The sequence below is a fragment of the Gemmata obscuriglobus genome (assembly GCF_008065095.1).
GTDB classification, from domain to species: Bacteria; Planctomycetota; Planctomycetia; order Gemmatales; family Gemmataceae; genus Gemmata; species Gemmata obscuriglobus.
This window is the reverse complement of record NZ_CP042911.1, coordinates 240,973-266,319: the sequence shown is the minus strand read 5'-3', so window position 1 is coordinate 266,319 and position 25,347 is coordinate 240,973. Positions and strand designations below refer to the sequence as shown.

The window sequence follows — 25,347 nt, the reverse complement described above, 5'->3', positions numbered from 1 at the left end:
GAGCATCGGCTATGCGACGTAGGCACCGTCTGCGCCGCCGGAGAGCGCATCGAACCGCGTCACGTCGTCCGTGAAGCCCGGCGCCCGGATCACACGCACACCCCGGCCGGCGCCGATCACGAGTTCATCAATCCCGTCCTGGTCGACATCGGCCTCTCCGAGCCGCACGCCGCCGCGGAACGCCGGATCGAACGCGAAGAAGCTCGCCAGAAGAGCGTCGTCCGAGATGCGTCCGCGGGGGTCCGTTCGGGTGACCTTGGTCCCGTTGATCACTTTCACGTGCGGCGCGCCGCCCGACCCGGCGCCGACCACGAGTTCGGCTACACCGTTGGCGACGAAATCCGCGCCCGCGGTCACGTCCACCCCGCCGCGAAACGTCGGGTCGAACGCGAAGAAACTCGCCAGGAGCGCGGGGCCGGCGATCTGCCCGTCGGAGCCCACCCGGAGGAGGCTCGTCGCTTCGATAATCTTCACGTGCGGTGCGGCCCCGGGTCCGGCCCCGACAACGACATCTGCCAGCCCGTCGGCATTGAAATCGCCAGCCGCCACGGTCACGCCGCCCAGGAACGCCGCGTCGAAGGAGAAGAAGCTGGCCAGTTGCGCGCCGGTCCGGCCGTCGTACACCTTCACGTGCCCGCCGGGCGCGCCGGCCCCGGCGCCGACAATGATGTCATCGAACCCGTCGGCGTTGATGTCGCCGCCCGTGACGTCTACCCCGCCCGCGAACCCCGCGAACGCGAAAAAGCTGTAGACCAACTCGCCGGTGGCCCCGTCGAACACCTTCACGTGCCCGCCCGCCGCGCCTGCACCGGTCCCGACGACCAGGTCCGCGGCCCCGTCGCCGGTGACATCGGCGGTCGCGACCTTCACCCCGCCCGCGAACCCTGCGAACGCGGTGATGTCCGCGCGGACCGTACCGTCGCCGTTGATGACCCGCACGACCCCGTTCCCGCCCGGCCCCGGACCGACCACCACCACCGGCTTCGCGGCGAGCGAGTCGGCGACGCCCGCGGTCGGAGCGATGTGCCCGGCGGTCACGACCGGTTCCACCCCCGGAGGGACGAGCGGCGTGTTGACCACCGGCGCCGCCCGAACGACCTGTTCCGGGTCCGCGAGCGGCAGCCGCGACGGGATCGGCGGGGGGAGGAGCGGGGTGAGCCCGGTGCCGAGTACCGCGTTACCGAATTCGGACGTGTCGCCGGACGCCAGATCCGTCGCGGTCGCGGTGGCGTACTGGTCCCGCAAGTCGGCCGGGGCATCAAAGAGGAACGCCGCGACACCGGCGCCGTCGGTGGCGACGGTAACGGCTCCGAGGAACGTTTTGCCCTGACCGAACCCGGACGGGTCGCGAGCCGGGTTGCTGAAGAACTCGAGACGGAAGCTCGCGTTCGGGGCGCCGGCCAGGTGCCCGCTGACCCGGCGGCCCACCACCGAGGCGATGAGCGGGTAGTTCTGAAGGCTGTTCACGCCCGTGTCACTGTCCTGCGCGTCGTTGGCCGTGACCCCGTCGCCGCGAAGGTCGATCCCCAGCGCGCCGTTTGAGAAAATCGCGTTCCCGAGGATGCTGGCGCCGGAACTCAACCCCGTTGCCCCAACGGAGTCGTCGAGCGCGACGCCGGCCCCGCCGTTGAAGGCGATCACGTTACCCGCGCCCGCGGACGTACCGCCGATGGTGTTGTTCACCGCCCCGGCGCTGAGCAGCACCCCTAACCCGTTGGCGACGGCGGCGGTGCCGCTGGGATCGGTGCCGATGTAGTTGCCCGCCACGACGATCCCCGTCACGGTGGCGAGTTGGACGCCGAGCGCGGTGTTCCCGGAGATGACGTTGCCAGAGCCGGCGGTTGTGCCGCCGATGGTGTTGTTCGCGGGGCCAAAGGTAACTACGACGCCGGACGCGTTACCGACCGCGGCGGTGCCCGCGGCATTGGTGCCGATAAAGTTCCCCTGAACGACGTTTCCCGTTGTGCCGGGGCTCTGTATGGAGACGCCGTGGCTGGCGTTTCCGGAGATCACGTTCCGCGCCCCCGCGACGGTCCCGCCGACGGTGTTGTTCGCCGCCCCGTTGATCAGTACCCCGGCCGGATTTGGGACGGCAGTGGTACCGCCGGCATCGATGCCGATGTAATTGCCCGCGATCAGGTTGCCGGTCGTGCCGGCGTCCTGGAGAACCACGCCACCGCTGGTGTTGCCGGAGATGACGTTGCGTGCCCCGGTCGCGGTGCCGCCGATGGTGTTATTCGCTGCCCCGGCCAACACGTACACGCCGGTTGCGTTCCCGAGCGGGGCGGTGCCAGCGGCGTTGGTGCCGATGTGGTTACCCGCGACGACGTTTCCCGACGCGCCCGAGCCCTGGATCACGACGCCCTCGCGAACGTTACCGGAGATGACGTTCCGGTCCGCCGGGACGGTACCACCGACCGTGCCGTTCGCGGCCCCGTCGATCAGCACGCCGGACGCCTCATTGGGTGCCGCCGTGGTCCCGTCGGCCCGCACGCCGATGTAGTTGCCGGCGATCACGACCCCCGAGGCCCCGGGTCCCTGGACCGTAATCCCGTTGTTGGCGCTGCGCACGATCGACAGCCCGCGGATGGTCACATGCTGGCCGTTAACAGCGAACGTCGGGTTGCCGTTCCCGTCCACGGTGACAACCGGGGCGCCCGCGTAACCGGCCCCGGTCGTGCCGTTGATGGTGACCGACACGTCGAGTGGGTCAAGCGCGGCGGCGAGTACGATCGTACCGCTCAGCCCGGTGAAGGTGATGGTGTCGTCGGTGCCGTAAGCGGCTCCCGTCGGCACCACGTCCGTGTTGACGTTCGCCGCGCCGTTGATCGACCGGATCGCTTCGCGCAGCGTGACGGTGCTATCCGGAGCAACGGCATCGCCGAGGCCGGTCACGTTGATGGTGGCGGGCACGCAACGGCCTTCAAGAGCTTCGACGACGAGTCGAGGACGGCACTGATTTAGGCCACCCCGTTGCCAGCGCGCCTTGGGCGTGTTAGTGAACATGTTGAATTAAAAGCTCCGGAAGGGGACGAAACAAGGCGCGTCGTAGCGCTCGGCCGCGTGCGTCGCAGGATCGCCGGCAGGCAGAGCGAGGGCCTGCCGGGGCTGCGGTATTGCAGCCAATCTACCCGATATTCTCCGCGCTGGGGCTGTACCAAAACGCCCGAAATGTACGAACTCCGAGCCACCGTAGCGGTGCCCCTTTCCGCCGTCTAAAGGGTCAGGTTTCTGTGACGCCACCCCTCGACTCTACCGATTTTGGAGCCGTCCGTGGTGAGGTATCATGAGGATTGCACAAGCTCTCGTGGCCCTCCCTCACGAACGGCGGCCGTGGTTGTACCACCCGAGGCCCAGGCGCTTGTCCACGTTCTAGCGCCACACTTCACCAACCCGACGTAGCAGCGGTTCTCGACGTGGATGGTCGGGGCACTGGCGACCACCGGCCGGCGCACCGTGGCGAACCTGCGACCCGCTCGTAAACCGCGTTCTGGTGCGGGCACACGTGGGTGGTGTGGGCGGTCCGGGTGACGTTCCCGTTCGCCCCGCGCCCGCGGGGGCGGGGCGAACGGGTGCTGGGTCGCGACTGAGTCGTTTCACGTTTCAAGTGGGCGCCGACTCGGCACCTGCTCAGGACCATTCGTGTGCCGTTTGGCTTTACGTGGAACCTGGAACTGGAAACGACTGGAATTGATGTGAGGGGATGTAGCGAATAGCAACCGTGTGCGCCGCCCCCCGGCACGAGCCGTGCTGTAATCAGCCGAGTACCGGTCCACCGGGCCGGAACTCTCCTTTACATGCGAGGACAATCATGGCTAAGGCCGCCACCTGCAACACGACCGTCGGCGTCTTCTCCACCCGTGATGCCGCCGAGCGCGCGATCGACGAACTCAAGAACGCGGGCTATCGCGACGACCAGATCGGCCTGGTCGCCAAGGACGCGAACGGCAAAACGGTGCGGCGCGACGGCTCCGGCGCCCAGGACACGAACGCCGCCGAGGGCGCGGCGATCGGCGCGGTGGCCGGTGGCGGAGCGCTCGCGCTGGGCTCGCTGGCGGTTTCGTTCGGCATGATTCCGGTGATCGGCCCGGTCCTGGCCGTCGGACCCCTGGCCGCGGCCCTTATTAGCGCGGCGGGCGGGGCGGCCGCCGCGAGCATCGCCGGCGCGCTCATCGGCTGGGGCATTCCGGAAGAGGACGCCCGCTACTACGAAGACGCGGTGCAGTCCGGCCGGTACTTGGTGACGGTCGAATGCGGCCAGGGCGACGATGCCCGGAACCTGCTGAGCCGCTCCGGCGGGTACGACCGCGCGTCCGCGCCGATGATCTAAGCGCCGTTACAGACCGGGCGGTCGTCCGCACGGTCTGTAACGGGGGTTACAGGGCCACGCGAGTTGGGTGACCAACCGAACAACGGCCCCCGATCCGCTACTCCTCGCCGCCCGCCGGCTGGTACGCCACCACCCACGAACCGGGCGCGTGCGACGCGCTGTAACCTCTTGTGAGCGCGGCCCCTGGGCTGCGCAGGGCGGTCCTCGTTCGGGCCGCCCTCACTCGTTGCTGAACACGAACACCGGCTCAGCGTTTGGCCCCGTAAGCACGCACGCCGTCAGCGGCTCGGTCACCCCGCCGCTCGTATCGATGCGGATGCGAACCGCGTTCGCGTCCGGTGCGGGAACGTGGACGTGGCCGCTCACCTGCACCTTTCCGGGCAGCGGCAGCGGGTTCGCCGACAGCCGCTTATCGGCCCCGAGCCACACCGGGTACTCGGGGTGAAACAGTCGGTCCGTTTCGGTGCCGAACCGCGGGCTCACGACGGCCCGGTCCCACAGCTTGCGGTGCAGGCACTCGAGCTGCACCGCCGCCGGGCAGTCGAGTTCCGGCGACAGCCCGTTATGGAGGAACACGTGCCCTTCGGCCTCGGCCACCCACGGCAACCCGGCCAGAAACGCCCGGTGCTCGGCGGGCATCGCGGCCTTCAGCTCTTGCAACTCCTGTTCCCACTTCCCGGGCGGCAGAAAGTCCGGCGTGCGGCCGAGATAGCTGCGGAACGTCCACTGGTGGTCGTAGTTCCGCCCGTACCGCTGCGCCCATTCGACCGACGGCGGGCCGTCCAGCCCGGCCGCGCGAACAAGGGCGAGATCGTGGTTACCGGCCACACACGTGCTGCCGGGCTTTTCGGCGATCAGTTCCAGTACACGCGACACGAGCGCCCGAACCTCGAAGTGCCGGTCCACGAGGTCGCCCAGGAACACGAGCTTCGCGTGCGGCCACTCGGGCCGCCGGCGCAGCTTCGCGACGAGCTTGTCGAGCCACTCGACGCGGCCGTGGAGGTCTCCGATTGCGACAACCGGGTAACCGATGTGGGCGGGCAATTGCGGCTGCACTCACCTTCTCCGCAGAAGAGCAGTGAACTAGATTGCATCTAGGAATGTTACACGAGGGTACGCGGAGAGGGGCCATGCGGGTCGAGCTGTTCGGGCTGGTGATGGAGTCGCCGAGCGTCACCTTCTACCTGTGGTCCCCGTGGCGGTGCTCGGCGCTGGAGCACAAGCTGTTCGACGCGCTCAAGAGCCTGCCCAACTCGTCAATCGAGACGGTGGGGGACGAGATCCGCCTGCACATCGTGGAGGCGAAGGGCTGGCGGGCGGCGGTGCAGAACCTGTCGCGGGTGCTGAAGGGGTGGCAGGAGGAGGCGTCCGACGCGGGCAAGGACGAGCGCCGGGGCTGGCGCTGGCTGCTCGAAGCCGACACCGACGCGAGCGGGTACGACATGCAGGGCGAGAAAACGAGCTTCTGGGCGTACATACGGTTGTCGATCGACCGCGGCGGCCCGGGCGAGGCCGAGAAGGGCGAGGACATCGACCTCAACGGCTTCGGCGTGCAGGTGTCGGGCGAGAAAGAATGAGGAGCGCGTTACGGAGACGAGGGGCGTGACAACAGCAGAGCGGCGGGTGTGATCCGCCGCATTTGAATGCACCCAGCTCCGTCGCTCACGCGGTTCTGGTTATCCGAGCTGAAACCAACGGCAACAGAAGCGATGGACGCTCCGAACACACGGCCGGTCGAGGGCATCGACTACTACGTCGAAAACGGGAAGTGGGTCTTCACCGCCGCGTACCACCGGAAGCGTGGCCACTGTTGCAAGAGCGGTTGCCGGCACTGCCCGTTCGGAAACGCACCCTCAGACCGCACGGCCGAAGAAGCACAGCGCCCGGCTCAACCGAAATCGTAACCCCGAACCTGGCTTCATTCCGGGGCGTTTCCGATCGCGACCCACAGCCGGAACTGGGCCGCGTTGAACGCGACCGTGGCCCGGAGCAGTTCCTGGCGCGATTCGAGCAACTGGCGGAAGCTGTCGATCAGCTCCAGCGGGCGCCCCGGCACCTGCTTGATGCGGTCCGATTCGAGCTTGAACCCCTCCTCCGCGACCGCGAGCGCCGCCTCCGCGGTGCGGATCTGGGTCGCGGCGGCGCGGGCGTCCGCGAGCGCCTCGCCTACCTCGCGCCGGACCGCGTTCACCGCCAGGTCGTAGCCGGCCAGCGCAGCCCCCATCCCGGCGTCGGCCGCGCGGACCAGCGCGCGGTTCCCGAACCCCAGGCCCTGCACGCTCCACACCGCGACCGCGTCGAACTCCGACCGCCCCCGGACCGCGCCGAACCCGCCGCCGGTGAGCCCGCCGCCGAACCCGCCGGCGCTGTACCCCACGGACAGCGTCGGCACCCACGGGCGGACCCGCTCCTGCCGCGTGCGGACCCGCGCTTCGGTCACGGCCGCGGCCCGCGCCGTGATCTCCGGGCGCGCCCGGAGTGCGGTCGCGATCAGCCCCTCGGGGTCGGTGTCCTCGGGCACCAGCCGGATCGGCTGCGGCGGGGCGCCGGGGGTGCGGAGCCGGACCGACGGGTCCAGGCTCAGCAGCCGGCACAGCCGCGCGGACGCGGTGGCGGTTTCTTCCTCGGCCCGCTTCGAGTCGCGGCGGAGCAGTTCGAGGTTGGCGGCGGCGCGGTCGGCGTCGGCCTTGCGCCCCTGTCCCGCTTTCGCGTACGCGGCGGTGAGCCGGGCGATCTCGGCCAGGTCGGTTTCGCCCTGCCGCAGGATATCGAGACGGGCCTCGGCGCCGACCAGCTCCAGGTACCCGACCGCCACCGCGAGCAGCGTGTCGTTCTGGACCGCGTGGGCGGTGGCCCGCCGCACGGTGACGCGCTGGCGCGCGGCGAGCGGCTCGTAGGCGGCGTCGCCCAGGTGCGCGAACAGCCGCACCCCCGGCGCCGCGGCGGTGCCCGCGCCGGTCACCCCGGCGCCCGCGCCGAGGTACAGGCTCTCGAAGCTCACGTCGCGCTGGAAACCGGTGGCCGCCTGGAGCGCGCCGCGGTGGTACCGGTAGTTGGCCCCGACGTTCGCGCTCGGCAGCAGCAGCGCCCGCGCCGCGAGCTGGTCGGCCAGGGCCTCGTTGACCGCCTCACGCGCGAGATTGATGGTCGGGTTGTTGACGCCCGCGAGCCGCAGCGCCACTCCCAGGTCGAGCGCGTTCTCGGGCACCGGCCCGACGACCGTGCCGCCGGTCGCGGTCGCGAACGCAGAGGCCGGTTCGACCTCACCCCCGGGAGCCGCGGCGCTTGCGGTGCCCGTTGCCGCTGCCGGTCGAAGCGCGGCGGCCGTCGTGCCCTTAGGCGCGAGCAGAGAGGGCGGTGCGATACCCAGTTGCTCCGGTGTCCGGGGCTCCGCAGCCGCCCCCGGCGGGGTGCGCACGGACTGACAGCCCGACGCGAGCGCCGCGCCGATTCCGACCGCCGTGAGTCGCTTTCCCCAGTGCGCCCAGCGCATCGCGAGACTCCGTGACACGTGAACCCGGTTGAAGGGCGAGACCGCTCGGCGCATTACGGCTTCGCCGGCAGCGGAACCGTCCGGGGCACCGGGAACGGGCGCGGGCCGGGCTGCACCTCGACCACCGGCGGCGGCACGAGGCCCGCCGGCACCGGGCGGGCGAGGGCGTCCGCCGGCGGCTGCCCCACCGCCACCCAGAGCTGAACCTGCGCCCGGTTGTAGTCGATGATCGCGTCCAGGTACTCGAACCGCGAGCGCCCCAACAGCCGCAGGCTGTCGATCACTTCGAGCGGGAACCCGGCCCCCGCCTTGATGCGGGTCAGGTCCTCGTCAAAGGCGTCGGAGCTGGACTTCACCGCCTTCTCGGCGGCGTCGATCTGAAGGAACCGCGCGGCCGTCCGGGCGTGCCCCTCCGCCACCTGTGCCCGCACCAGGTTGAGCGTCTCCAGCTCGCGCAACTGCGACTGCTTCACCCGGCTGTTCGCCGCGCGGACCTGGGCCACGTTGCCGACGCCCAGGTTGCGGAACGTGAGGAACACCGCGGCGTCGAAGTCGGAGCGGCCGTCGAGGTTCCCGAACCGCGACGCGGTGCCGCGGTCGCCGCTCGGCAGCACAATCCCGGGGGGCGTGTTGACGAGGTCGCTGCCGCCGCCGAACCCGCCGGCGCTGAACCCCAGGATCACGTTCGGCGAGAACGGCAGCACCTTCGCCAGCGACAACTGGTACAGCGTCTCGCGCACCTCGGACCGCCGCGCCGTCAGCTCCGGCCGCTGCATCATCGCGACCGCGAGCAGGTCAGGCAGGGGGGTCGGGTCCGGGACCAGTGGGGCCGGCACCACCCACCCGTCGATCGGCTTCAGCCGGGTGGACGGGTCGAGGTTGAGCAACTGGCACAGCCGGGCGGACGCGGCGAGTGTGTCGGCCTCGGACTGGGTCAGGTCGGCGTCGCGGCGGCGCAGCTCGACGGCGGCGCGGTCGGCGTCGGCCTTGCGGCCCTGCCCGGCTCGGGCGTAGGCGGCGGTGAGCCGCGCCAGTTCGGCGCCCTCGTCGCGGTTCCTGGCCGCGATGGCCCGGCGCCCGTCGGCGCGCAGCAGGTCCAGGTATGCGAGGTACGTCCGCAGCAGCACGTCGTTGCGAACCGCGTCCGCGGCGGCGGCAGCGGTGGTGACGCGCTGCCGGGCGGTGAGCAGCCCGTACCAGCCGGCGCCGATGTTGAGGTTGTAGTTCAGCCCGGGGATGCTCACCGTGCCCGCGCCGACCGTGCCGGCCCCAAGGCCCACGTACAGCGAGTCACGGTCCACCTTGAGGACGTTGCCGCTGGACTGCTGGAGCACCCCGCGGTGCGAGGCGAAGTTGGTGCCGACGTTGAGGTTCGGGAGCGCCTGGGCGGCGGCGAGTTGTCGGCCCGCCACGGCCTCAGTAACACGCTGGCGGGCGAGCAGCAGTTCGGGGTTCTCGGCGCCGGCGAGCTTGAGCGCGGTGGCAAGGTCGATCGGGTACTCGCCCGGCCGGAGGATGGTGCCCGGCGGCGGTTCGGGGGCGGACACCGGCTCCGGCGCCTTCTTGGCGGGAGCGTCCTTCTTCCCCTCAGGGGGCTGTGCGTTGGCGACCAGCGCGGTGAGCAGCGCGGTGAGCAGCGCGGTGAGCAGCGCGCCCACACCGACCCGGACCCAGACCCGACACGCGCGGCTCATAACGCCCCCTCTGCCCGAAGAACGCCCCGGCCGCACCCGATGGATGGGCGACGGTAAGCGAACCGGAGTACGGAGATGATCGGAGCGCGGGGCGTGTGAAGATGATCCGATTCGGGCCGCGGGCGCAGGTATTATCGACTGTGCGAGCGGGGCGGGTGAGTTTCCCGGCGCAAGATGGCGAACTTTTCACCGCCGCGGGCACCGATTCACCACGGCCGGGTGCGAAATGCAGAACGCCCCGACGCGAGCCGGGGCGTTCCGTGTTGTGTGGAGCGCGGTCTACTTCTCGACCTGTGTCGTGGAAGGCTCACGGCACCGCCGCCCCCCCGGGGTCCCTGGGGGAGAATTAAAACACGACTCGCGGGTTTGCTCCAGCAATTTTCCCCCAGGGACCCCGGGGGGGCGAAAGCGGTGCTGGAACAGCCTTCCCCGAGCCGGATGCGAAGCGAAACGCTCGGCCGACGCAACATCGGCCTGCCGCAAAGCAGCGAGCTAAACCGCCCTCCACATGATAAGGAAGGTTACCCGCCCGCGCGAGCGCCGGCAAGCGCCGTTGCCGGGTGAGGAACCTTTCCTCTGCCTCAATTGACATCTCTGCGTTACTCAATTCACTCAGCGATGCTGCCCGGCGGTGTGGCTGGGTGAGAGGAGTAGAAGTGCTTCGGACGCGCCTCGAACCACGGATGAAAACGACTCGCCGACACACGCAGCGGCAGGTGAATTTACGGGACCTTACTCGCCGTCGTCTTTCGCTCAGAGGCGCTGCGCTCCCGACACCCGACCGTGCCATCGGTATTGTGGGGACGCGCGCGGACCGCCGAGCGTTTCGGCGCTTCCGGGGCACAGCGGTACCGGACATGAGACGTGAGGTGCTCACGCACTGGCGCGGTGTCAGGCTGGGGTCGGGGCGGGTGTAACGAGGGTCACAGCGTGGACGACGGGACGCCGACTGGGCGCCGACAGGACAGTTGCGGGTGGAGAACTGGCTATTCGCTACCCATTCGCAGGCGAGTCGCTACCCACGAATCGCCTGCACAATCGGCAGATTCGGACCACACGAGTGTCCGGGGCGATCCTGGCAGCACCTGATTCGGACAGCGTAACATCATGATTATAAACAGCTTGCATCAAAACAAACTTGTGGGCAGCCACCTTCGATGGTCCGCTTACCGAGTTCGAGGTGCCGACCGTGCGTCACCGATGGGCTACCAAGGGAAGCGATGGAGTGACGTGCGGTACTCGGATCTTGGAAGAGTATGAGCTTTCTGTGACGGACCGCATCGAAGTCACACACACCTGCGAACGGGAGATCCGTGTTTATGCGTGCCGGTTGGTTGTCTGCTTTCCTCCACCGCCGCCTCGACTGGTTCCTGGTCGGCATGGCCGCCGCCGTCGGGCTCGCGTGGCTGTTCCCTGACCCCGGCGCCGACGGCGGCTGGATGCACCCCGAGGTGCTCACCAAAGCCGGGGTGGCGGTCGTGTTCTTCCTGCACGGCGTCGGGCTGCCGTTCGCGGCCCTCAAGGCCGGCACCCTCCGCTGGCCCCTCCACCTGACCGTCCAGGCGTGCACGTTCCTGCTGTTCCCGCTCATGGGGATCGGGCTGCTGGCGCTCGCCGGCGATCACCTCCCGGCGGGCCTGCGGCTCGGCTTCTTCTACCTGTGCGCGCTGCCGTCCACCGTGTCCTCGTCGGTCGCGCTAACCGCCGCGGCGCGGGGCAACGTGCCGGCCGCGGTGTTCAACGCCACCCTGTCCGCACTGCTCGGCGTGCTGCTCACCCCGCTGTGGCTGGCGGCCAGCGTCGCCCCTGGCGGAGCCGGCGTCCCGCTGGGTCCGGTCGTCCTGGACCTGGTGATCTGGCTCGTCCTGCCGCTGGCGGCGGGGCAGTTGCTGCGGCCGTGGCTCGGCGGGTGGGCGGCGCGGAACAAGCGGTTCACCCAGAAGGTGGACCGCGGGACGGTCCTGCTGCTCGTGTACACCTCGTTCTGCGACTCGGTGAAGCGCGGCGTCTGGACCGACCAGGGGTGGGAGACGCTCGCGGTCGCGGTGGCCGGGTCGGCGCTGCTCCTGGTGGCGGCGCTGCTCGCCACCTCCGCGGCGTGCCGGCTGCTCGGGTTCCCGGAAGAGGACCGGATCGCGGCGGTGTTCTGCGGGTCGAAGAAGACGCTGGCCTCGGGCGTGCCGATGGCCGCCCTGATCTTCGGGGCGAGCGCCGACACCGGCCTGATCCTGGTGCCGATCATGATCTACCACCCGCTCCAGCTCGTCGTCTGCGGGGCGCTCGCCGGCAGGTGGGCGCGGCGTGAGCCGGAACCCGATACGCGAGAGCGAAGTGCGCCTCCCCAACCCATCCCCTGAGAAGGGATTCGAACCGACTGCACTACCGGAGGCGATGACGGCTGCATTGAACTCCTCACACTTGAACACGGCCTCGTGGTCCAACGGCTCGCGACGCACGGGTCACACCCGCGAGACGAAGGTTCGACGGCCTGATTCTTCCGCCGGGGCTAAAGAATGCGATCCGCGCCGACGTGGCTGCGTTCTTCGACGCGCGCGACCGATATCGCCAGTTCAACGTGCCGTGGAAGCGCGGGCTCATCCTGATCGGCCCGCGGGGGCAACGGCAAGACCCACATGATTCAGTCCCTCATCAACGACCTGAAGAAGCCGTGCCTGGACGTGAAGAGCCTGAAGTCCCGCTACCAGAACGAGGACCTCAGCATCCGCGAGGTGTTCGAGCCGGCCCGGGAGCCGGCCCCGGGAGCCCTCGAAGACATCGGCGCGCTGATCGACGGGGAGAACCGGTCGTTCTTCCTGAACGAACTGGACGGGTTCCGGAAGAACGACGGCTTGCTCACGGTCGCCACCACCAACCACCCGGAGCGGCTCGCCCCCGCGATCGTGGACCGGCCCAGCCGGTTCGACCGCAAGTGCCACTTCGACCTGCCCGCGGCGCCCGAGCGGGCCGCGTACCTCCGATGGTGGGACCGGCAATTTGATGGGGCGCTGCGGCTCACAGGCGCGGGGTTGGACGCGGTCGCCGGGGCGACCGCCGGGTTCTCGTTCGCCTACCTCAAGGAGCTGGCGCTCGCGGCGGCAATGGCCTGGGTGAACCGACCGGAGGTGCCGATGGACGAACTGATGGCGGCTCACGTCGTGCTGTTGCGGGCGCAGATGGCAAGCGCGGGGCCGCAGCCCGATGCCCCGGCCGCGACCGCCCCGCGAGCGAGCCGCGGCTCACTTCGCGACATCGCACACGAGCGTGGCGTAGGTGCGGACCTCGTCGTACTTCTTGCCCGCGTGCTCGCCGGCCTTCGCTTCGACGTGCTTCGCGTACACGCCGTAGCGCCCCGTCGCGTCGAACGCGGGCGTGTAGCCGTCCTTGTCGGTCGTCACGGCCTTCTTGCCGCCGGACGGCAGCATCACGGTGACCTCCGACCCGGCCAGCGGCTTGCCCGCCGCGAGGACCTGGAACCGCAGCGCCCCGGCCTTGCCGTCCGCCGCCACCTCCAGGGCCAGCTTCGCGCCGACCGGCTTCGCCGTCGCGGTGCCGATCGCGGCCTTCGGGAGGTAGACGAGCTTGAACGGCTTGGCGTCGCCCTTCTGCAGCACCCCGTAGTCCGTAACGCCGTACACGACGCGGTCGCCCGAGCCGGGGACGTTGACCGCGTAGAACCCGTCGTCCTTCTTCCACTCCAGCGCCGACTCCTTGCCGCCCGCGTCGCGGAGCGTGAGCTTGGTGTTCGCGATCTTCTCGATGTTCACCGCGGGGTCCGGTTCCAGGGCGTCGCTGAACACCACCTTCGCGGAGTCCCCCTTTGCGTCCGGAACGACGAACGGGAAGTGCGCCTGCGACAGCCCCGCGGCGGACAGGGCGACCGCAACGGCTCCGAGCATCCGGTACATGCTGCTTCTCCTCGTGTGAAGGCGATCCGAGTGACGGCAAGAAACGTTGTAGTGCGCGGTGCGGCGCAAAGGCGCGGGCCGGCTCACGCCGGGTCGCCCGCGGGGCGGACCAGCAGGTCGGGAACGTCGTGCGCGGCCCCGCGGACGGTGACCCGCTTGAACGGCCACTCCGAGGGGGGCGTGACCGGTTCGTAACCCGTTTCGGTCACGATCACGGTGTCGGCGCACGCGGCGGGGCCGACCCGCGGCTGCCACACCACCGCCTGCCCCGCCACGAGCGGCTCGTCGGCGCCGGCGCGCCGCAGCTCCTCGGCCGCGAACCGGCCGGCCCCGTACCCGGGCTGGCTCAGCCGGGCGTCAAACTCGAACGGCGTGTTCGCGAGGAGCGCGCCGGCCGCGTCCGCGACCGGCGCGATCGCGATCCCGGGCTGCGTAAAGGAGCGGTACACCGCGGCCAGCTTCAGCGCGAGGTCGAACCCGGTGCGGAACTCGTCCGGCGGGGGGCCGAAGGTCACCGTTCGCGACGCGGTGGCGTACAACCCGTCGCGCTGGCCGGTGGCCTGGATGGTGCAGGTGTGCCGGACCGGCGCGGCCGTGGCCCCGGCCCGCCGGAACCGCGCGCCCCGGGCGTCGGCGACCACGCTCAGCACGGCCGGCTCGATGCCCCGGTGCAGGAGCCGGTGCCCGAGCTGGCCCGCGACCTCCTCCTCGCTCTCGTGCCGGTGGACCCCACGGGCCGTGGCCTCCACCGCGTGCGCCACCCCGGCCCCCAGTTCGCGGTACTGCTCCTGCTCGAACGGCGACAGGGCGCGGAGCAGCGGCCGGAGCCGGTCGTTGGCCATCGGCACGTTCGGGAACGGCCGGTCCGCCGCCACCGTCCGGCCCGTCGTGACGTTGAACAGCAGCTCGGAGCGGCCGCCGTCCCACGCCCACTCCTTCAACTGGAACCCGAGCCGGTCGAGTTCCTCGTCGAAGAGCCGGTGCGTGTCCACGTTCGAGCACAGCAGCCACCGCTGCCGGCCGTTGGTGAAGACGCCCGGGCGCTCGGAGTCGGCGATCAGCCCGCGGGCGCTGAGCCCCGCGGTGAACCACGCCACGTGCGCGGGCATCAGCAGCACCGCCGCCTCGCACCCCATCGCCGCGAGCACCCCGGCGACCAGCCGCTGCTTCGCCTCGACGTCCGCCCGGCGGTGCGCGAGCCGCGCGGTCACTTGATCTTCTGGAGCCATGTGGTGATGACCTTCGACACCTCGGCCAGTTGGGCGCCGGAAACCTTGTCGGCCGTGTCCGACAGTTTGTGCCAGTGGGGGTAGTCGAAGTCGATCACGTCCACGGTCGGGATGCCCACCCGGTTGAGCGCGAGGTGGTCGTCCTGCACCTCGTACCCCCGCTCGTACTTGAACGACCGCGCCCCGACCGCCTTCGCCGTCCCCCAAATCTGTTCCACCAGGGGCTTGGCGGACTCGTAGGAGTACACCTCCACCTTGAGGTCCGCGTCCTTGCCGGCGAACAGGTCGAACAGCACGCCGGCTTCGTACTTGAACTTGCGCTTGTCCTTCGACTTCAGGTACTCGTCGGCGAAGTGGTCGGAGCCGATGAAGTACCGGTCCCCGCCGCCCATGCGGTTGGTCTCGAACACGTACTCCTCGCCGTCGAACAGGACGAAGTCGACCCCGTACTCGCACTTCAGGTCCTTCATGTGGTGCCCCAGCTCCATCAGGAACGCGACCCCGCTGGTGCCGTCGTTGGCGCTCACGAACGGCTTGGTCCAGTTCTTCGGGTTGGCCTCCTGGTCGGCGATCGGGCGGGTGTCGTAGTGGGTGCAGAGCAGCACCCGCTTCGCCTTATCGGGGTTCCACGAGACGACCAGGTTCACGAAGTCGGTGTCGTCCTTCCGGCTCTTCTGGCGCGCTTTAAACTCCTGCCGGGTCACGGTCGCGCCGAGGTCCTTGAAGTGCTTCTCGACCAGCGCCTGCTGCTTCTTCATCCCGTCGGTGGCGCTGATCCGCGGGCCGATGTCGCAGAGCTGCTTGAGGTACTTGAGCGCCCGGTCCGGGTCGAACTTGACGCCGGCACCCTTCTCGTCGGCCCCGCCACCGGTGCCGAATTCGGTTTTCTTCTGCGGGTCGGCCCCGTCGTCGAGTGTGGGGAGCTGGGCCTTTTGCGGCTCTGGGCCGCTGCACCCGGTGAGCCACCAGAGCGGGCCGACGCCGCCGACCGCCACCAGCATCAACCCGAGTGCCCAGCCGAACGCCTGGCTCATGACTCCCTCCGTGTGGGAAAGCTACCCCGACCGCTCCCTGACTAAGGGAGCACAAGTGGCCCGCCGCGACCGCCCTCGTGCGGCGCCGCGCCGACCCTTCCCTCGTCATTTACCTGGGAAGGGCGGTGGACCCCTTCGCCCCGCTTTGCACATCTTACCGGCGGCGCCTGCGGGCCGCGAGCGGGCGTGTAAAGAGTGCGGTGAATTGTAAATCTTCCCCTTCACATCGCTCCCTCGCCCGGGCATACCGCACCTCTACTTCAGCAGCCCACACCGTGAGTAACGGGTGACGACGGAAGCGGCCTGTGCGCCATGCTCCCGCTGCTCCGGGCGTTCCGCCCGCGCGGCCGGGACCGGTGCCGTCGGTTCCGCCGGCTGGGCAAGGCGAGGGGTTCGGGTCGATCACGGGTTTCGGTGGTTTTGTTCGATCACCGGACACGCCGCGGTCGATAGTGCATTTAAGCGCCGGAGCGTACCCGCTCGGCGCTTCGGGGGACGGGCAAGCCGGTGGTCAGTGCAACGGTTCGGGGGGCGCGTTTCGGGAACATTCGGCACGACACGTGCGCTGCGGTAGGGGAAGCCGCAGCCGTCGGTCGCCGAACTGAACCCGGCGTGAAACGCACCCATCTGACCGTGTGCCCGCAGGGGGGCGCAGTTCCCGGGCCGGCGCGGCGACGCGCGGCCCGTGTCCGGCGTGCGGGCTTAAGCGACCCATCGCCTTGCCGCTCATCAGGGAGGATTTGATCGTGACCCAAACCGAGACGGACATCCAGGCCGTTTGGCTGGAGTACCGCGAGCGCCCGACCGTCGAGCTGCGCAACCGGCTCGTCGAACGGTACCTGTCGCTCGTGAAGTACAACGCCGAGCGCATCTGGTCCCGCCTGCCGGACGGCGTCGAACTCGACGACCTGATCAGTGCCGGCGTCTTCGGGTTGCTGGACGCGATCGACGCGTTCGACCTGACCCGCGGCGTCAAGTTCGAAACGTACTGCGTGCCCCGCATCCGCGGCGCCATGCTGGACGAGCTGCGCACCATGGACTGGGTGCCGCGCCTGGTCCGCAGCAAGGCGTCCAAGATGGAGGCGGCGCGCAAACAGCTCGAGGCCGCCCTCGGCCGCCCGCCGAAGCCCGAGGAGCTCTCGGAGAAGCTGGGCATCCCGCTGGAGCAGCTCGAGTCGTACGTCGGCGACGCGACCGCGGTGAACCTGGTCAGCCTGAACAAGAAGTGGTACGAGACGGACAGCTACAAGGACGTCCGCGAGATCGACATTCTCGAGGACAAGAAGGCCGAGAGCCCGACCGGGCGGCTCCAGAACCGCGACCTGATGAAGCTCGTGACGCGGGGGCTGAACCGCAACGAGCGGCTCATCGTCATCCTCTACTACTACGAGGAGATGACGATGAAGGAGATCGGGGCGACGCTCAACCTGAGCGAGTCCCGCGTCTCGCAGATGCACTCCAGCATCGTGGCCCGGTTGCAGTCGCACCTCGCGAAGCGCAAGGGCGAGTTCAATGACAACTGAGATGGGCACAGGCGCGGGGCGGAACCGGGCTGACGCCCGCTGATTCCGACCCGCGCCCGTGACCGTTCGCCCCGTCTTCTTCATTCCGCCACGATCCGGCACCCTTCGCGAACAACCTTTCCGGCGTCGACCGCGCCGCGTTTCGTCACCTTCGACCCGCGCACGTACAGGAACCGCAGCCGCGCCCCGTGTGCCGCGGCCTTGAGCCCGGCGTCGGTCAACTGCGTTCCTCGGAACGACACCACTTCCAGTTCCGCGAGCGTGCCGGCCACCTCGGCCGCGCCGTCACCGGCCTTCGTGCCGGTGAGATCGAGGTTGGCCAGCTTCTTCAAATCGGCGAGCCGCGCCAGCCCGGCGTCGGTCACGTCGCAGCCGCTCAGCGACAGGTTGGTGAGGGCCGGGAGCCGCGCCAGATGCGAGCCGCTCGCGTCGGTGAACCTCGTCTCGGCCAGGTTCAGCTTGCGCAGTTCCGCTGGCACCGGGAACGTCGCGAACGCCGCGCCCGTTACTCCGGTGCGCTCCAGATTCAGCACGCGGAGCGTCTGGACACCCGCCAGGGCCGCGACGCCGGTGTCGGCGACGGGCGTGTCCGCGAGGCTCAGCTCCTGGAGCGCCCGCGCGCGGGCGAGGTGTTTGAGGCCAGAGTCCGTGACCGCGGTGGCGTCGAGCGTCAGCGTCCCCAGAACCGGCAGCGCGGACACCGCTTCGAGACCGGCGGCGTTGAAAGCGGTTTGTGTCGCGTCGATCTCGCGGAGCCGCGACCACCCCGGCTCCGCGAACGCGGTCCCGGTCACCGGCGTCGCCGTGACATTCACCGAGCCGAGGGCGGGGAGCGCGGCGAGTTCCTTGAGCCCCGCGTCCGTGAACTTCGTTCGGTACAGCACGACCGTTTCGAGCGTCTTGATTCGCCCGAGGTGCGGCCCGGCCTCATCGGTAACCGGCCCGACGAGACTGACCCACTTCAGCCGCGGGAGCTGCGCGAGTACGCCGAACCCCGCGCCGGTCACCCGCCCGCAGTCACGCAGCCCGAACGACCGCAGGTGCTCGAAACCGGCGATACACGCCAGATCCGTGTCGGTGAGCCGGTCGCTCGCGAACGTCACTTCGGTGACGCATTTCAACCCCTTGAGGGTCGCCAGGGCCGGCGCGAGATCGGCCGTGCGTTCGACCCGTACGACGCACCCGCCGTCGGCCCCGGGGCCGTGGACCGTCACGCCGGCGTGTTCGAGGGCTTGCAGCTTCTCGCGGTCGGTCTCGGTCAGAGGTGGGAGGCGGTTCTGTTCTTCCGGCTTCTCCCGAGACGCAACGGCTCGCGGCCTTTCGGGAGACGGGTTCGTATCTGTGACCGGCGCGGGCGGTGCTGGTTTTGGGCCGCACCCGAGCAGGAGCAGCGCGAGGAACCCGGCGGCCCGTGCCCCCACGGCAACAGCTCTCACGGCGCGGCCCTCACGCGTCCACGTCCCACACGACCACCTTGCCGTCGGCCCCGGCAGCGGCTCCGAGCAACCCGTCGGCGCTGAACGCGGCCGCCCGGATCTCACCGATGCCCCAGGCGAACGACTTCCGCTCGTCCCCGGAGGTCGGGTCCCAGAGCCGCGCGGTGCCGTCCGCGGACGCGGTCAGGAGCGTGCGCCCGTCGCTCGACCAGCACGCCGCCCACACCGCGTTCGTGTGCCCCTGGCAGTGGACCGGAGGGCCGTCTTCGGCCACCGGATAGACCGACAACGTGTTGCGGTAGCCGACCGCGAGCCGGGTGCCGTCGGGCGAGAACTTCACCGGGCCGTGGTGACGGGAGTGCGTGTGCGCGAAACTGCGGACCGCGTTTCCCGTGACCGGGTCGCACAGTTCCACCTTCGCGAGTTCGTTGGTCGCCAACCGCGTACCGTCCGGAGCGAAGTCGAGGCAGGCGGTGTGGTCGGTGCTGATGACCGGGTTCGCCTGGCGCGGGCCGGGACCGCTCACGGCATCGGCCCAAACGCACACGCCGGTGGACCCGGCGCCGCCCGCTCCCGGACTCGGGCCGTGCCCGAGCGCGACCTCGTAGTACGGGCCGCTCCAGCGCCGCTGCCCGACGAGCGTTGCCACCGGGGACCAGTCCGCGGTGTTCCAGACGCACACGGACGCGGACAGCCCGGCGGCGAACAGCGGCGCGCCGGACGCGAACGTCACCGACCACGCCGCCCGATCGGTCCCGGGCGGCGTGAGCTTGCGCACCAGCTCGCCGGTGCTCGGGTTCCAGAGCGAAACGAGCCGCCCGGTGCCGGTCGCGGTGGCGAGCAAGCCCCCGTCGGGGCTGAACGCGAGCGACCGGATCTTACCCCTGTGCGCCTGCCACACGAACATGGTGCGCTCCGTGCGTTCGGTCAGCGGGTCCGAAAACGAACGTTGAGCATTGTACTGTGCCGCGAGGGCGCTGTGGGGTGTCGCGACGCGCAGGGCGGCGGCCGATCGGCGTTTTGTCGATTGGTGTGAGCAAACGGGACAAGTACGGTGCGATCGGTCACATCGGTGGCGCCCACGGCTCGGCACCGGGAAACGGTAGCTGGGCCGCGGTGTGCCGGGCGGCCCCGAACGGCCCGACAACGGTCACGCACCGGAGCGGCCCACAAGGTTTCTCTCGCCGGCACCCGCGCCAAGACGCCGCGCACCCCAGGCGGCGAGCGGCGTTGCAGAACTGCTACTTATGCGTGCCGTCCCGCTCCAGCCGGCGCCGGGCCTGCATCATGGCGCTGAGCATGAACCGCCCGATGTCGTCGCGGCGCTCGGCATACTTCGCGGACTCGAAGGGGGCGCCGTCGAACGACTTCGGGTCGAGGTACGGGAGCGGGATGCGGACCGCGGCGCCGGTGACCTTCGGGCAGGCCGTGTCGGCCTCGCTGCAAACGAGAAGAGCGGCGAACCCGCTCTGCGGGTTCAGCGGATCGGAATAGACCTTGGAGAACTCGCGCGTCGCGAGTCCCTTGCCCCACGTCACGCTGTAGACGGGGTTCGCGCCCCCCTTCTTTCCGCGGGTCGCTTCTTTCCCCGTCGGCTCGATCTCGAGGCCGATCTCCTTGAGCGTGGCGACCGTCCGCGGGTTGATGGCGTCGGGGTCCGTGCCGCCGCTGTAAAAGCAGACGTCCGGGAGGCCGTAGTAGGCGGCGGCGACGTTACCCATCGTCGCGCTGAGCATGCTGCGGCGCGTGTTCCCCGTGCAGACGGCAATGACGCCCAGCGGCTTGCCGGCGCGGTAGTGCTCGACCACCCAGGCGACGAGTTCCTCCGCGCGCTTCTGGTGGGCGTCCTCGATCATGTCGAACTGCGTGGTCAGCAGGTCGGCGTGTAACCGCGCCTTGACGAACATGTCTTTTCGAGACTGCGGGCACTTCTCCCGGAGCAGGTGCCCCATCTTTTCCACCGAGATCGGCGCGCCACCGTCACCGAGAGCCTTCAGCACGCCCTTGTCGAAGAACTCGTTCGCGACCTCCCAGGGCAGCTCCGGAGATTTGTTGAGTGCGGCCGTCAGCTTGAGCTTGAGCTGCCGATCGTTCCCGGCGGTCAGGGCGCCGGGGGCCGCGAAGTGGTGCGCGAACCACAAGGCGGTCGTAAATGGGCTCGGCGATTCGGACAACCGTTTGGGTTCGGCGGTCAGTCGGGGCGGGAGCGCGGCAAGGCCGAAGAGTCCCATCAGGCTGCGACGGGTAAGGGCCATACGATTGACCTCCGGGAGCAGCGGATCGTCGGTCGTGGTGCGGGCGGTCTACGGTGTGGAGCAACGACAACCAGACGACCGAGGCCGGGCAACACCAACTCCGATCGGTAACATGCGCCCCGCCGCAGCGCGATGCCGGCCGCAAGATGCGGCACACTCTGGCGGAGGCTTCCCGCTGCGGCGCACGGAGCGGAAGCCGGAAGATTCGGTATCCGAGACACTTAGGAAGAGTCAATACCATGACTCTTGCCTTCTAATCAAGCAATTATCTCGGCGACGCTCGCGCGTCTCGCCCTACAGTCGCCCAAGTAATTGTACCCGATGGTAGCCCTCGCGGTTAGCTTCGGATACCTTATTCGTCACCTCCACGCTAAGAATTGCCGACCGAGTTGCTGTCCCCACTCCCGGAGTTCGAGTATGAGGTTCTTCCGCCTGAGCGCCGCCGCGGCGGCGCTGGTCGCCGGGTTCGCGGTCGCCGATGAGAAGCCCGCCGCGCGCCCGGCCGTGCCCGTCCTGCCCGTGGCACCGCCCAACCCGGCGGAGAAGTTCGAGACCACGCACAAGGTGGTCGCCTCCGTCGACGTGAAGGGCGAGAAGGGGCTCACGCTCCAGACCATTTGCCTCGACGGCAAGGGGCACGTGGTCGCCCTGGTCGCCCCGCCCAAGCCGTACGGCCCGCCGGCCAAAGGCGCGACCGCCGAGATCCACGTGTTCGGCGCCGACGGCAAGCCGGTGGCGAACTGGAAGGTCCCGTTCCACGCGACCGCGGTCAACTGCGGGCCGGACGACGCGATCTACGTGGCCGGGGACGCCAAGATCGCCAAGTTCGACGCCGCCGGGAAGCAACTCGGCGAAACGGCCGAGCTGCCGCACGTGGCCGCCGCGATGAAGGACAAGGACGCGCTGAAGACGCGGGCGGAAGCGCAGTTGAAAAAAGAAAAGGAGCAGATGGCGCAATCCTACGGCAACGCCCGTAAGAGCATCGCCGAGCAGCTCAAGCGGATCGAGGACAAGAAGGCGGAGGAGCGGTCCAAGACCGAGGAGCGGCAGATCGAGCAGTTCAAGAACCTCATCCAGCAGTACGAGAAGATCGAGGCGGACTACAAGAGCCGCACCGTCGAGCAGGTGATCGAGGCCATGACCGGGCGGCTGCGGGTGGCCAACGGCATGTCCGTGTCCGAGAAGGACGTGTTCGTGGCGTGCGGCGACATGGGGTACGGGTACGCGGTGTGGCGGTTCACCAAGGACCTCACGGCCCCCAAGCAGATCCTGAGCGAGATCGGCGGGTGCTGCGGGCAGATGGACATCCAGTGCCACGGCCCGGACGTGCTGGTGGCCGAGAACACGAAGCACCAGTTCGCCCGGTACGACCGCGAGGGCAAAAAGGTCGGCTCGTTCGGCAAGCGCGGCGAGGACACGGACCCGAAGTGCTTCGGCGGGTGCTGCAACCCGATGAACATCCGGGCGGTCGGCGTCGGCGACATCTACACGGCCGAGAGCGAGGGCGTCATCAAGCGGTTCAGCCCGTCGGGCGAGTTCCTCGAGACCGCCGGCGTGGTGAAGCTCACCGGCGGGTGCAAGAACGTCGCGGTGGCCGTGTCCCCGGACGCGCAGAAGATCTACTTCTGCGACCAGCCCGGCTCCAAGTTCCACATCCTGGAAAAGAAGGCGAAGTAAGTCGTGCCGGCCCGCGCGCCCGAACGGGCGCGCGGCTTTTTTGTTCCCGACCACTCTTCCGGGGGGCGACCGATGGCCGCCGATCTGAGCCGCCGCGAGGCGCTTGCAACCGCACTCGCTCTGACCGTCCTGCCCGCCGCGCTCGGCGACGAGAAGCCCAAGCCGGCCGAGAAGCCGGTGGTGATACCCGAAAACGCCCTCGTCGTGCTGGTCATGGACCCGCTGTCCAAGGACCTGTCGTGCCCGTGCGTCAGCGGCTACGGCCAGCGCGACTACGACAAATTCGGCAAGTACCTGGAGGGGAAGGTCGGCCGCCCGGTCGCGGTGGTGTACGGCGAGAGCCTGCCCGGGGCGCTGAAAAAGTCCGAGGGCAAGGCCCACCTGATTATCGGCAAGGATTCGGTGATCCGCGCGACGGCGCCGGGCGCCAAGGTGGAGGTGACGCAGCTCGCGGCGCTCACCGGCAAGGACGGTAAGACCACGCAGACCGGCCTCGTTTGCGTCGCCGCCGCCGACAAGGCGACCACCCCGGCGGACCTCAAGGGGTACACGGTTTACTTCGGGAACGCCGCCGCCGAAGAGAAGAGCGCCGCCGCCGTGCAGATCCTCAAGGAGTTCGGTTTGGAGGTGCCTGCGCGGCTCGACACCTGCGCCACGTGTTCGGAGGGCGCGACCAAAGTGGTCGAGGAGTCGCAGACCGGCAAAAAGGTTGCGGCCGTCATCTCGTCCTATGCGCAACCGCTGCTCGAGGGGTGCGGGACGATCAAGAAAGGCGCCCTGCGCGTCATCGCCGAAACGGACCCGGTGCCGTTCATCGCGGCGTTCGCCACCGGCAGCCTCACCGCCGCCGAGCGCGACACGGTGCGGGCCGCTCTGCTCGCGGTCGGCAAGGACAAGGACCTCAGCGCCGCCATCGAAACGAAGGCGGGGTTCATCGAGCCGGCTAAAAAAAAGTAGCCGGCAACCCCGACTGGACACAGTGGCGCGGGCCGAACCGTGATGGCCGGCTCGTGTGGCTGCCTGACAAACTCCCCGCCAAAGCCGATCCCGTTTGGGAAACGGCTCTCACCGCTCCCGGTCTTGGTGGTGTTGCGGCTACATCCGAGTTCGTTCTCGTCTCCGACCGCGAACTGAACGACACGGTCGACGTGTTCCGCTGCCTCAAGGCCACGGACGGGAAAGAGGTGTGGGCGCACCGCGTGCCCGCCATCGGACGGCTCGACTACGGCAACTCCCCACGCGCCACACCCCTCATTCACAACGACTTGGTGTACTGCCAGGGTGCGTTCGGCGACCTCGCGTGCCTGGAACAGCAAACCGGTAAGGCGAAGTGGTCGCTGAACGTGCGGGACGAGTTCGACGCGACGGACGAGCGGAAGTGGGGCGTGTGCGACTCGCCGCTGATCGCGGGCGGTAACCTCATCGTGGCCCCCGGCGGGAAAGACGCGGCTCTGGCGGCGCTCGACCCGAAAACCGGGAAGCCCGTCTGGAAAGTCACCGGCGCCCTGGCCGGGTACGGGTCGTTCGTCGCGGCGAAGTTGGGCGGCGTGTTTCAGATCGTCGGGCACGACGCCGAAACGCTGGGGGGATGGGACGCGAAAAGCGGGAAACGGTTGTGGACCGTGAAGCCCGAACGGCGCGGCGACTTCAACGTGCCCACGCCGCTGGTCGTTGGCGACAAACTGCTGGTAACAACCGAGAACAACGGGACGCGGCTGTTCGGGTTTAAAGGCGACGGGATCATCGACCCGAAGCCGGTTGCGGTGAACAAGAAGCTGGCTCCGGACACACACACGCCGGTGGTCGCGGGGGCGCACGTGTTCGGAGTGTGGAACCGGCTCCACTGCTTGAGTCTGACGGACGGTTTGAAGGGCGTGTACGACGAGGACGGGACCGCGTTCTCGGGCTACTGCGCGGCCGTCGCAACCGACGCACGTGTTCTGATCGTCTCACGATCCGGTGACCTGATCCTCTTCGACGCCGCTGCGCGAGAGTACACGGAACTGGGCCGGCTCTCGACCTTCGGCGGGACGGACAAGGGCGTCTACGCCCATCCCGCGTTTGTCGGTACTCGCATGTACCTTCGGGGGAGCGGGGCGGTAATCTGTCTCGAATTGGCCCCGTAGCCGAGCGCCGTAACGGTGCTCCGTCGTTACCCGCGTATCGAAATGCGTGCTACGGTATCGCTGGTCTGCTGGGCCGCTTGAAGTTGAACCCCCGTGCTGTCGGTAGCCGGGGGGGCGAATGACTCGCCCCGGCAAGTTGCTTCTCACTTCGCGCGAGCGGCGTTGCGTTTTCGTGTGGCCGCGGCCTTCTTGGCGCTTTCTGATCGCTGTGCGGCGCTGCGCCCGGCCGATGCTGCTCCGCCCTTCACTCCCCCCCGGCGGGCCGCGGCGTTCGTGTCGGGCACCCCACGCCCGCTGCCCGATTTGTTCCCGCCACCCGAGTCCGCGTTTACAGTTGCCCAGGCACGGCGCTTCGCCTCGTCTTCCGGCACCCCGCGTTCCTCATAGGTGTCCGCGATGTGTTCGGCTTTTCGCTTCTGTTTGTCCGTGTATTTGTCCTTGCTGCCGCGTGGCATGACGCTCTCCTCAAAAGTCCGTAGGGCGCGGGTGGAAATAAGAGGCAAGCCGCGGGCCAAGATGCGATCGTGGGCCGCATTTCACGATGCAACCAGCCGCGGTGAAAACCATCCGATCGCAGCGCCCGCAAGTCGCGTATGTACGACAGCGGGGTTTCATGGACTTCAATTTCGCGAGATCTGCACTAAC

The 25,347-nt window shown here is 69.1% G+C and carries 19 protein-coding genes and 1 pseudogene; 9 read left to right on the top strand and 11 right to left on the bottom strand.

Annotated features, from left to right (window positions below):
- Window positions 1–9 precede the first annotated feature (9 nt).
- On the bottom strand, window positions 10–2,913 hold the full coding sequence (locus GobsT_RS01180) for a beta strand repeat-containing protein (protein ID WP_010039621.1): 2,904 nt from the start codon (window positions 2,911–2,913) through the stop codon (window positions 10–12).
- 898 nt (window positions 2,914–3,811) lie between these two features.
- On the opposite strand from GobsT_RS01180, the gene GobsT_RS01175 reads away from it, so the two are divergent.
- Complete coding sequence (locus GobsT_RS01175) at window positions 3,812–4,330, top strand: general stress protein (protein ID WP_010039623.1); 519 nt, start codon at window positions 3,812–3,814, stop codon at window positions 4,328–4,330.
- A 219-nt stretch (window positions 4,331–4,549) separates the two neighbouring features.
- Here GobsT_RS01175 and GobsT_RS01170 read toward each other — a convergent pair whose 3' ends face one another.
- A complete protein-coding gene (locus tag GobsT_RS01170) occupies window positions 4,550–5,386 on the bottom strand; it encodes a metallophosphoesterase (protein WP_010039625.1) in 837 nt (278 codons plus the stop codon).
- 74 nt (window positions 5,387–5,460) lie between these two features.
- Here GobsT_RS01170 and GobsT_RS01165 point away from each other — a divergent pair, with 74 nt between their 5' ends.
- Window positions 5,461–5,907 (top strand): hypothetical protein, encoded by a 447-nt coding sequence (locus GobsT_RS01165; protein ID WP_010039629.1) that lies wholly within the window; start codon window positions 5,461–5,463, stop codon window positions 5,905–5,907.
- 66 nt (window positions 5,908–5,973) lie between these two features.
- Window positions 5,974–6,234 (top strand): C1orf53 family protein, encoded by a 261-nt coding sequence (locus GobsT_RS40905; RefSeq protein ID WP_417936320.1) that lies wholly within the window; start codon window positions 5,974–5,976, stop codon window positions 6,232–6,234.
- 14 nt (window positions 6,235–6,248) lie between these two features.
- Here GobsT_RS40905 and GobsT_RS01155 read toward each other — a convergent pair whose 3' ends face one another.
- Both GobsT_RS01155 and GobsT_RS01150 read right to left on the bottom strand, forming a co-directional pair.
- Window positions 6,249–7,823, bottom strand: a complete 1,575-nt coding sequence (locus tag GobsT_RS01155; RefSeq protein ID WP_010039634.1) for a TolC family protein — start codon at window positions 7,821–7,823, stop codon at window positions 6,249–6,251.
- A 53-nt stretch (window positions 7,824–7,876) separates the two neighbouring features.
- Window positions 7,877–9,517: a TolC family protein gene (locus GobsT_RS01150; RefSeq protein WP_010039637.1), complete on the bottom strand. Its 1,641-nt coding sequence runs from the start codon at window positions 9,515–9,517 to the stop codon at window positions 7,877–7,879.
- A 1,319-nt stretch (window positions 9,518–10,836) separates the two neighbouring features.
- Between GobsT_RS01150 and GobsT_RS01145 the strand changes: the two genes are divergently transcribed.
- Window positions 10,837–11,874 (top strand): bile acid:sodium symporter family protein, encoded by a 1,038-nt coding sequence (locus GobsT_RS01145; protein ID WP_010039639.1) that lies wholly within the window; start codon window positions 10,837–10,839, stop codon window positions 11,872–11,874.
- Between the two features lie 276 nt (window positions 11,875–12,150).
- Window positions 12,151–12,399, top strand: a pseudogene (locus GobsT_RS40900) (ATP-binding protein); the annotation flags it as partial.
- A gap of 354 nt (window positions 12,400–12,753) precedes the next feature.
- Here GobsT_RS40900 and GobsT_RS01135 read toward each other — a convergent pair.
- From GobsT_RS01135 to GobsT_RS01125, 3 genes are all read right to left on the bottom strand, one after another.
- Window positions 12,754–13,422 (bottom strand): DUF4198 domain-containing protein, encoded by a 669-nt coding sequence (locus tag GobsT_RS01135; RefSeq protein ID WP_010039643.1) that lies wholly within the window; start codon window positions 13,420–13,422, stop codon window positions 12,754–12,756.
- 83 nt (window positions 13,423–13,505) lie between these two features.
- Window positions 13,506–14,651, bottom strand: a complete 1,146-nt coding sequence (locus tag GobsT_RS01130) for a M24 family metallopeptidase (protein ID WP_148087568.1) — start codon at window positions 14,649–14,651, stop codon at window positions 13,506–13,508.
- On the bottom strand, window positions 14,630–15,685 hold the full coding sequence (locus tag GobsT_RS01125; RefSeq protein ID WP_010039647.1) for a M28 family peptidase: 1,056 nt from the start codon (window positions 15,683–15,685) through the stop codon (window positions 14,630–14,632). The genes GobsT_RS01130 and GobsT_RS01125 overlap by 22 nt, the downstream gene beginning before the upstream one ends.
- 740 nt (window positions 15,686–16,425) lie before the next feature.
- Here GobsT_RS01125 and GobsT_RS01120 point away from each other — a divergent pair.
- Window positions 16,426–17,208, top strand: a complete 783-nt coding sequence (locus GobsT_RS01120) for a FliA/WhiG family RNA polymerase sigma factor (RefSeq protein WP_010039651.1) — start codon at window positions 16,426–16,428, stop codon at window positions 17,206–17,208.
- An 80-nt stretch (window positions 17,209–17,288) separates the two neighbouring features.
- On the opposite strand, the gene GobsT_RS01115 is transcribed toward GobsT_RS01120, so the two are convergent.
- The 3 genes from GobsT_RS01115 to GobsT_RS01105 all read right to left on the bottom strand — a co-directional run bounded on the left by GobsT_RS01115 (window position 17,289) and on the right by GobsT_RS01105 (window position 20,899).
- Window positions 17,289–18,644, bottom strand: a complete 1,356-nt coding sequence (locus tag GobsT_RS01115) for a leucine-rich repeat domain-containing protein (protein ID WP_157506698.1) — start codon at window positions 18,642–18,644, stop codon at window positions 17,289–17,291.
- 10 nt (window positions 18,645–18,654) lie between these two features.
- Window positions 18,655–19,551: a WD40 repeat domain-containing protein gene (locus GobsT_RS01110; RefSeq protein WP_010039655.1), complete on the bottom strand. Its 897-nt coding sequence runs from the start codon at window positions 19,549–19,551 to the stop codon at window positions 18,655–18,657.
- A gap of 334 nt (window positions 19,552–19,885) precedes the next feature.
- Window positions 19,886–20,899: a low molecular weight phosphatase family protein gene (locus GobsT_RS01105; protein ID WP_010039658.1), complete on the bottom strand. Its 1,014-nt coding sequence runs from the start codon at window positions 20,897–20,899 to the stop codon at window positions 19,886–19,888.
- Between the two features lie 417 nt (window positions 20,900–21,316).
- Between GobsT_RS01105 and GobsT_RS01100 the strand changes: the two genes are divergently transcribed.
- The 3 genes from GobsT_RS01100 (at window position 21,317) to GobsT_RS01090 (ending at window position 24,702) form a co-directional block, all read left to right on the top strand.
- Window positions 21,317–22,576, top strand: coding sequence for a hypothetical protein (locus GobsT_RS01100; RefSeq protein WP_010039659.1), 1,260 nt, complete (start codon window positions 21,317–21,319; stop codon window positions 22,574–22,576).
- Between the two features lie 72 nt (window positions 22,577–22,648).
- Entirely contained in the window at window positions 22,649–23,533 is an 885-nt protein-coding gene (locus GobsT_RS01095; protein ID WP_010039661.1) for a PhnD/SsuA/transferrin family substrate-binding protein, read from the top strand.
- Between the two features lie 53 nt (window positions 23,534–23,586).
- Window positions 23,587–24,702: an outer membrane protein assembly factor BamB family protein gene (locus GobsT_RS01090; RefSeq protein ID WP_010039663.1), complete on the top strand. Its 1,116-nt coding sequence runs from the start codon at window positions 23,587–23,589 to the stop codon at window positions 24,700–24,702.
- Window positions 24,703–24,845: 143 nt separating this feature from the next.
- Here GobsT_RS01090 and GobsT_RS01085 read toward each other — a convergent pair whose 3' ends face one another.
- Entirely contained in the window at window positions 24,846–25,157 is a 312-nt protein-coding gene (locus GobsT_RS01085; RefSeq protein ID WP_010039665.1) for a hypothetical protein, read from the bottom strand.
- Between the last annotated feature and the right edge of the window lie 190 nt (window positions 25,158–25,347).

What these genes read in the sequence shown, in the direction of transcription:
- GobsT_RS01130 (WP_148087568.1), bottom strand. Translation starts at nt 14,651, where the DNA reads ATGGCTCCAGAAGATCAAGTGACCGCGCGGCTCGCGCACCGCCGGGCG.
- GobsT_RS01095 (WP_010039661.1), top strand. Translation starts at nt 22,649, where the DNA reads ATGGCCGCCGATCTGAGCCGCCGCGAGGCGCTTGCAACCGCACTCGCT.
- GobsT_RS01085 (WP_010039665.1), bottom strand. Translation starts at nt 25,157, where the DNA reads ATGCCACGCGGCAGCAAGGACAAATACACGGACAAACAGAAGCGAAAA.
- GobsT_RS01145 (WP_010039639.1), top strand. Translation starts at nt 10,837, where the DNA reads ATGCGTGCCGGTTGGTTGTCTGCTTTCCTCCACCGCCGCCTCGACTGG.
- GobsT_RS01105 (WP_010039658.1), bottom strand. Translation starts at nt 20,899, where the DNA reads ATGGCCCTTACCCGTCGCAGCCTGATGGGACTCTTCGGCCTTGCCGCG.
- GobsT_RS01110 (WP_010039655.1), bottom strand. Translation starts at nt 19,551, where the DNA reads ATGTTCGTGTGGCAGGCGCACAGGGGTAAGATCCGGTCGCTCGCGTTC.
- GobsT_RS01100 (WP_010039659.1), top strand. Translation starts at nt 21,317, where the DNA reads ATGAGGTTCTTCCGCCTGAGCGCCGCCGCGGCGGCGCTGGTCGCCGGG.
- GobsT_RS01155 (WP_010039634.1), bottom strand. Translation starts at nt 7,823, where the DNA reads ATGCGCTGGGCGCACTGGGGAAAGCGACTCACGGCGGTCGGAATCGGC.
- GobsT_RS40905 (WP_417936320.1), top strand. Translation starts at nt 5,974, where the DNA reads ATGCACCCAGCTCCGTCGCTCACGCGGTTCTGGTTATCCGAGCTGAAA.
- GobsT_RS01125 (WP_010039647.1), bottom strand. Translation starts at nt 15,685, where the DNA reads ATGAGCCAGGCGTTCGGCTGGGCACTCGGGTTGATGCTGGTGGCGGTC.
- GobsT_RS01150 (WP_010039637.1), bottom strand. Translation starts at nt 9,517, where the DNA reads ATGAGCCGCGCGTGTCGGGTCTGGGTCCGGGTCGGTGTGGGCGCGCTG.
- GobsT_RS01165 (WP_010039629.1), top strand. Translation starts at nt 5,461, where the DNA reads ATGCGGGTCGAGCTGTTCGGGCTGGTGATGGAGTCGCCGAGCGTCACC.
- GobsT_RS01175 (WP_010039623.1), top strand. Translation starts at nt 3,812, where the DNA reads ATGGCTAAGGCCGCCACCTGCAACACGACCGTCGGCGTCTTCTCCACC.
- GobsT_RS01135 (WP_010039643.1), bottom strand. Translation starts at nt 13,422, where the DNA reads ATGTACCGGATGCTCGGAGCCGTTGCGGTCGCCCTGTCCGCCGCGGGG.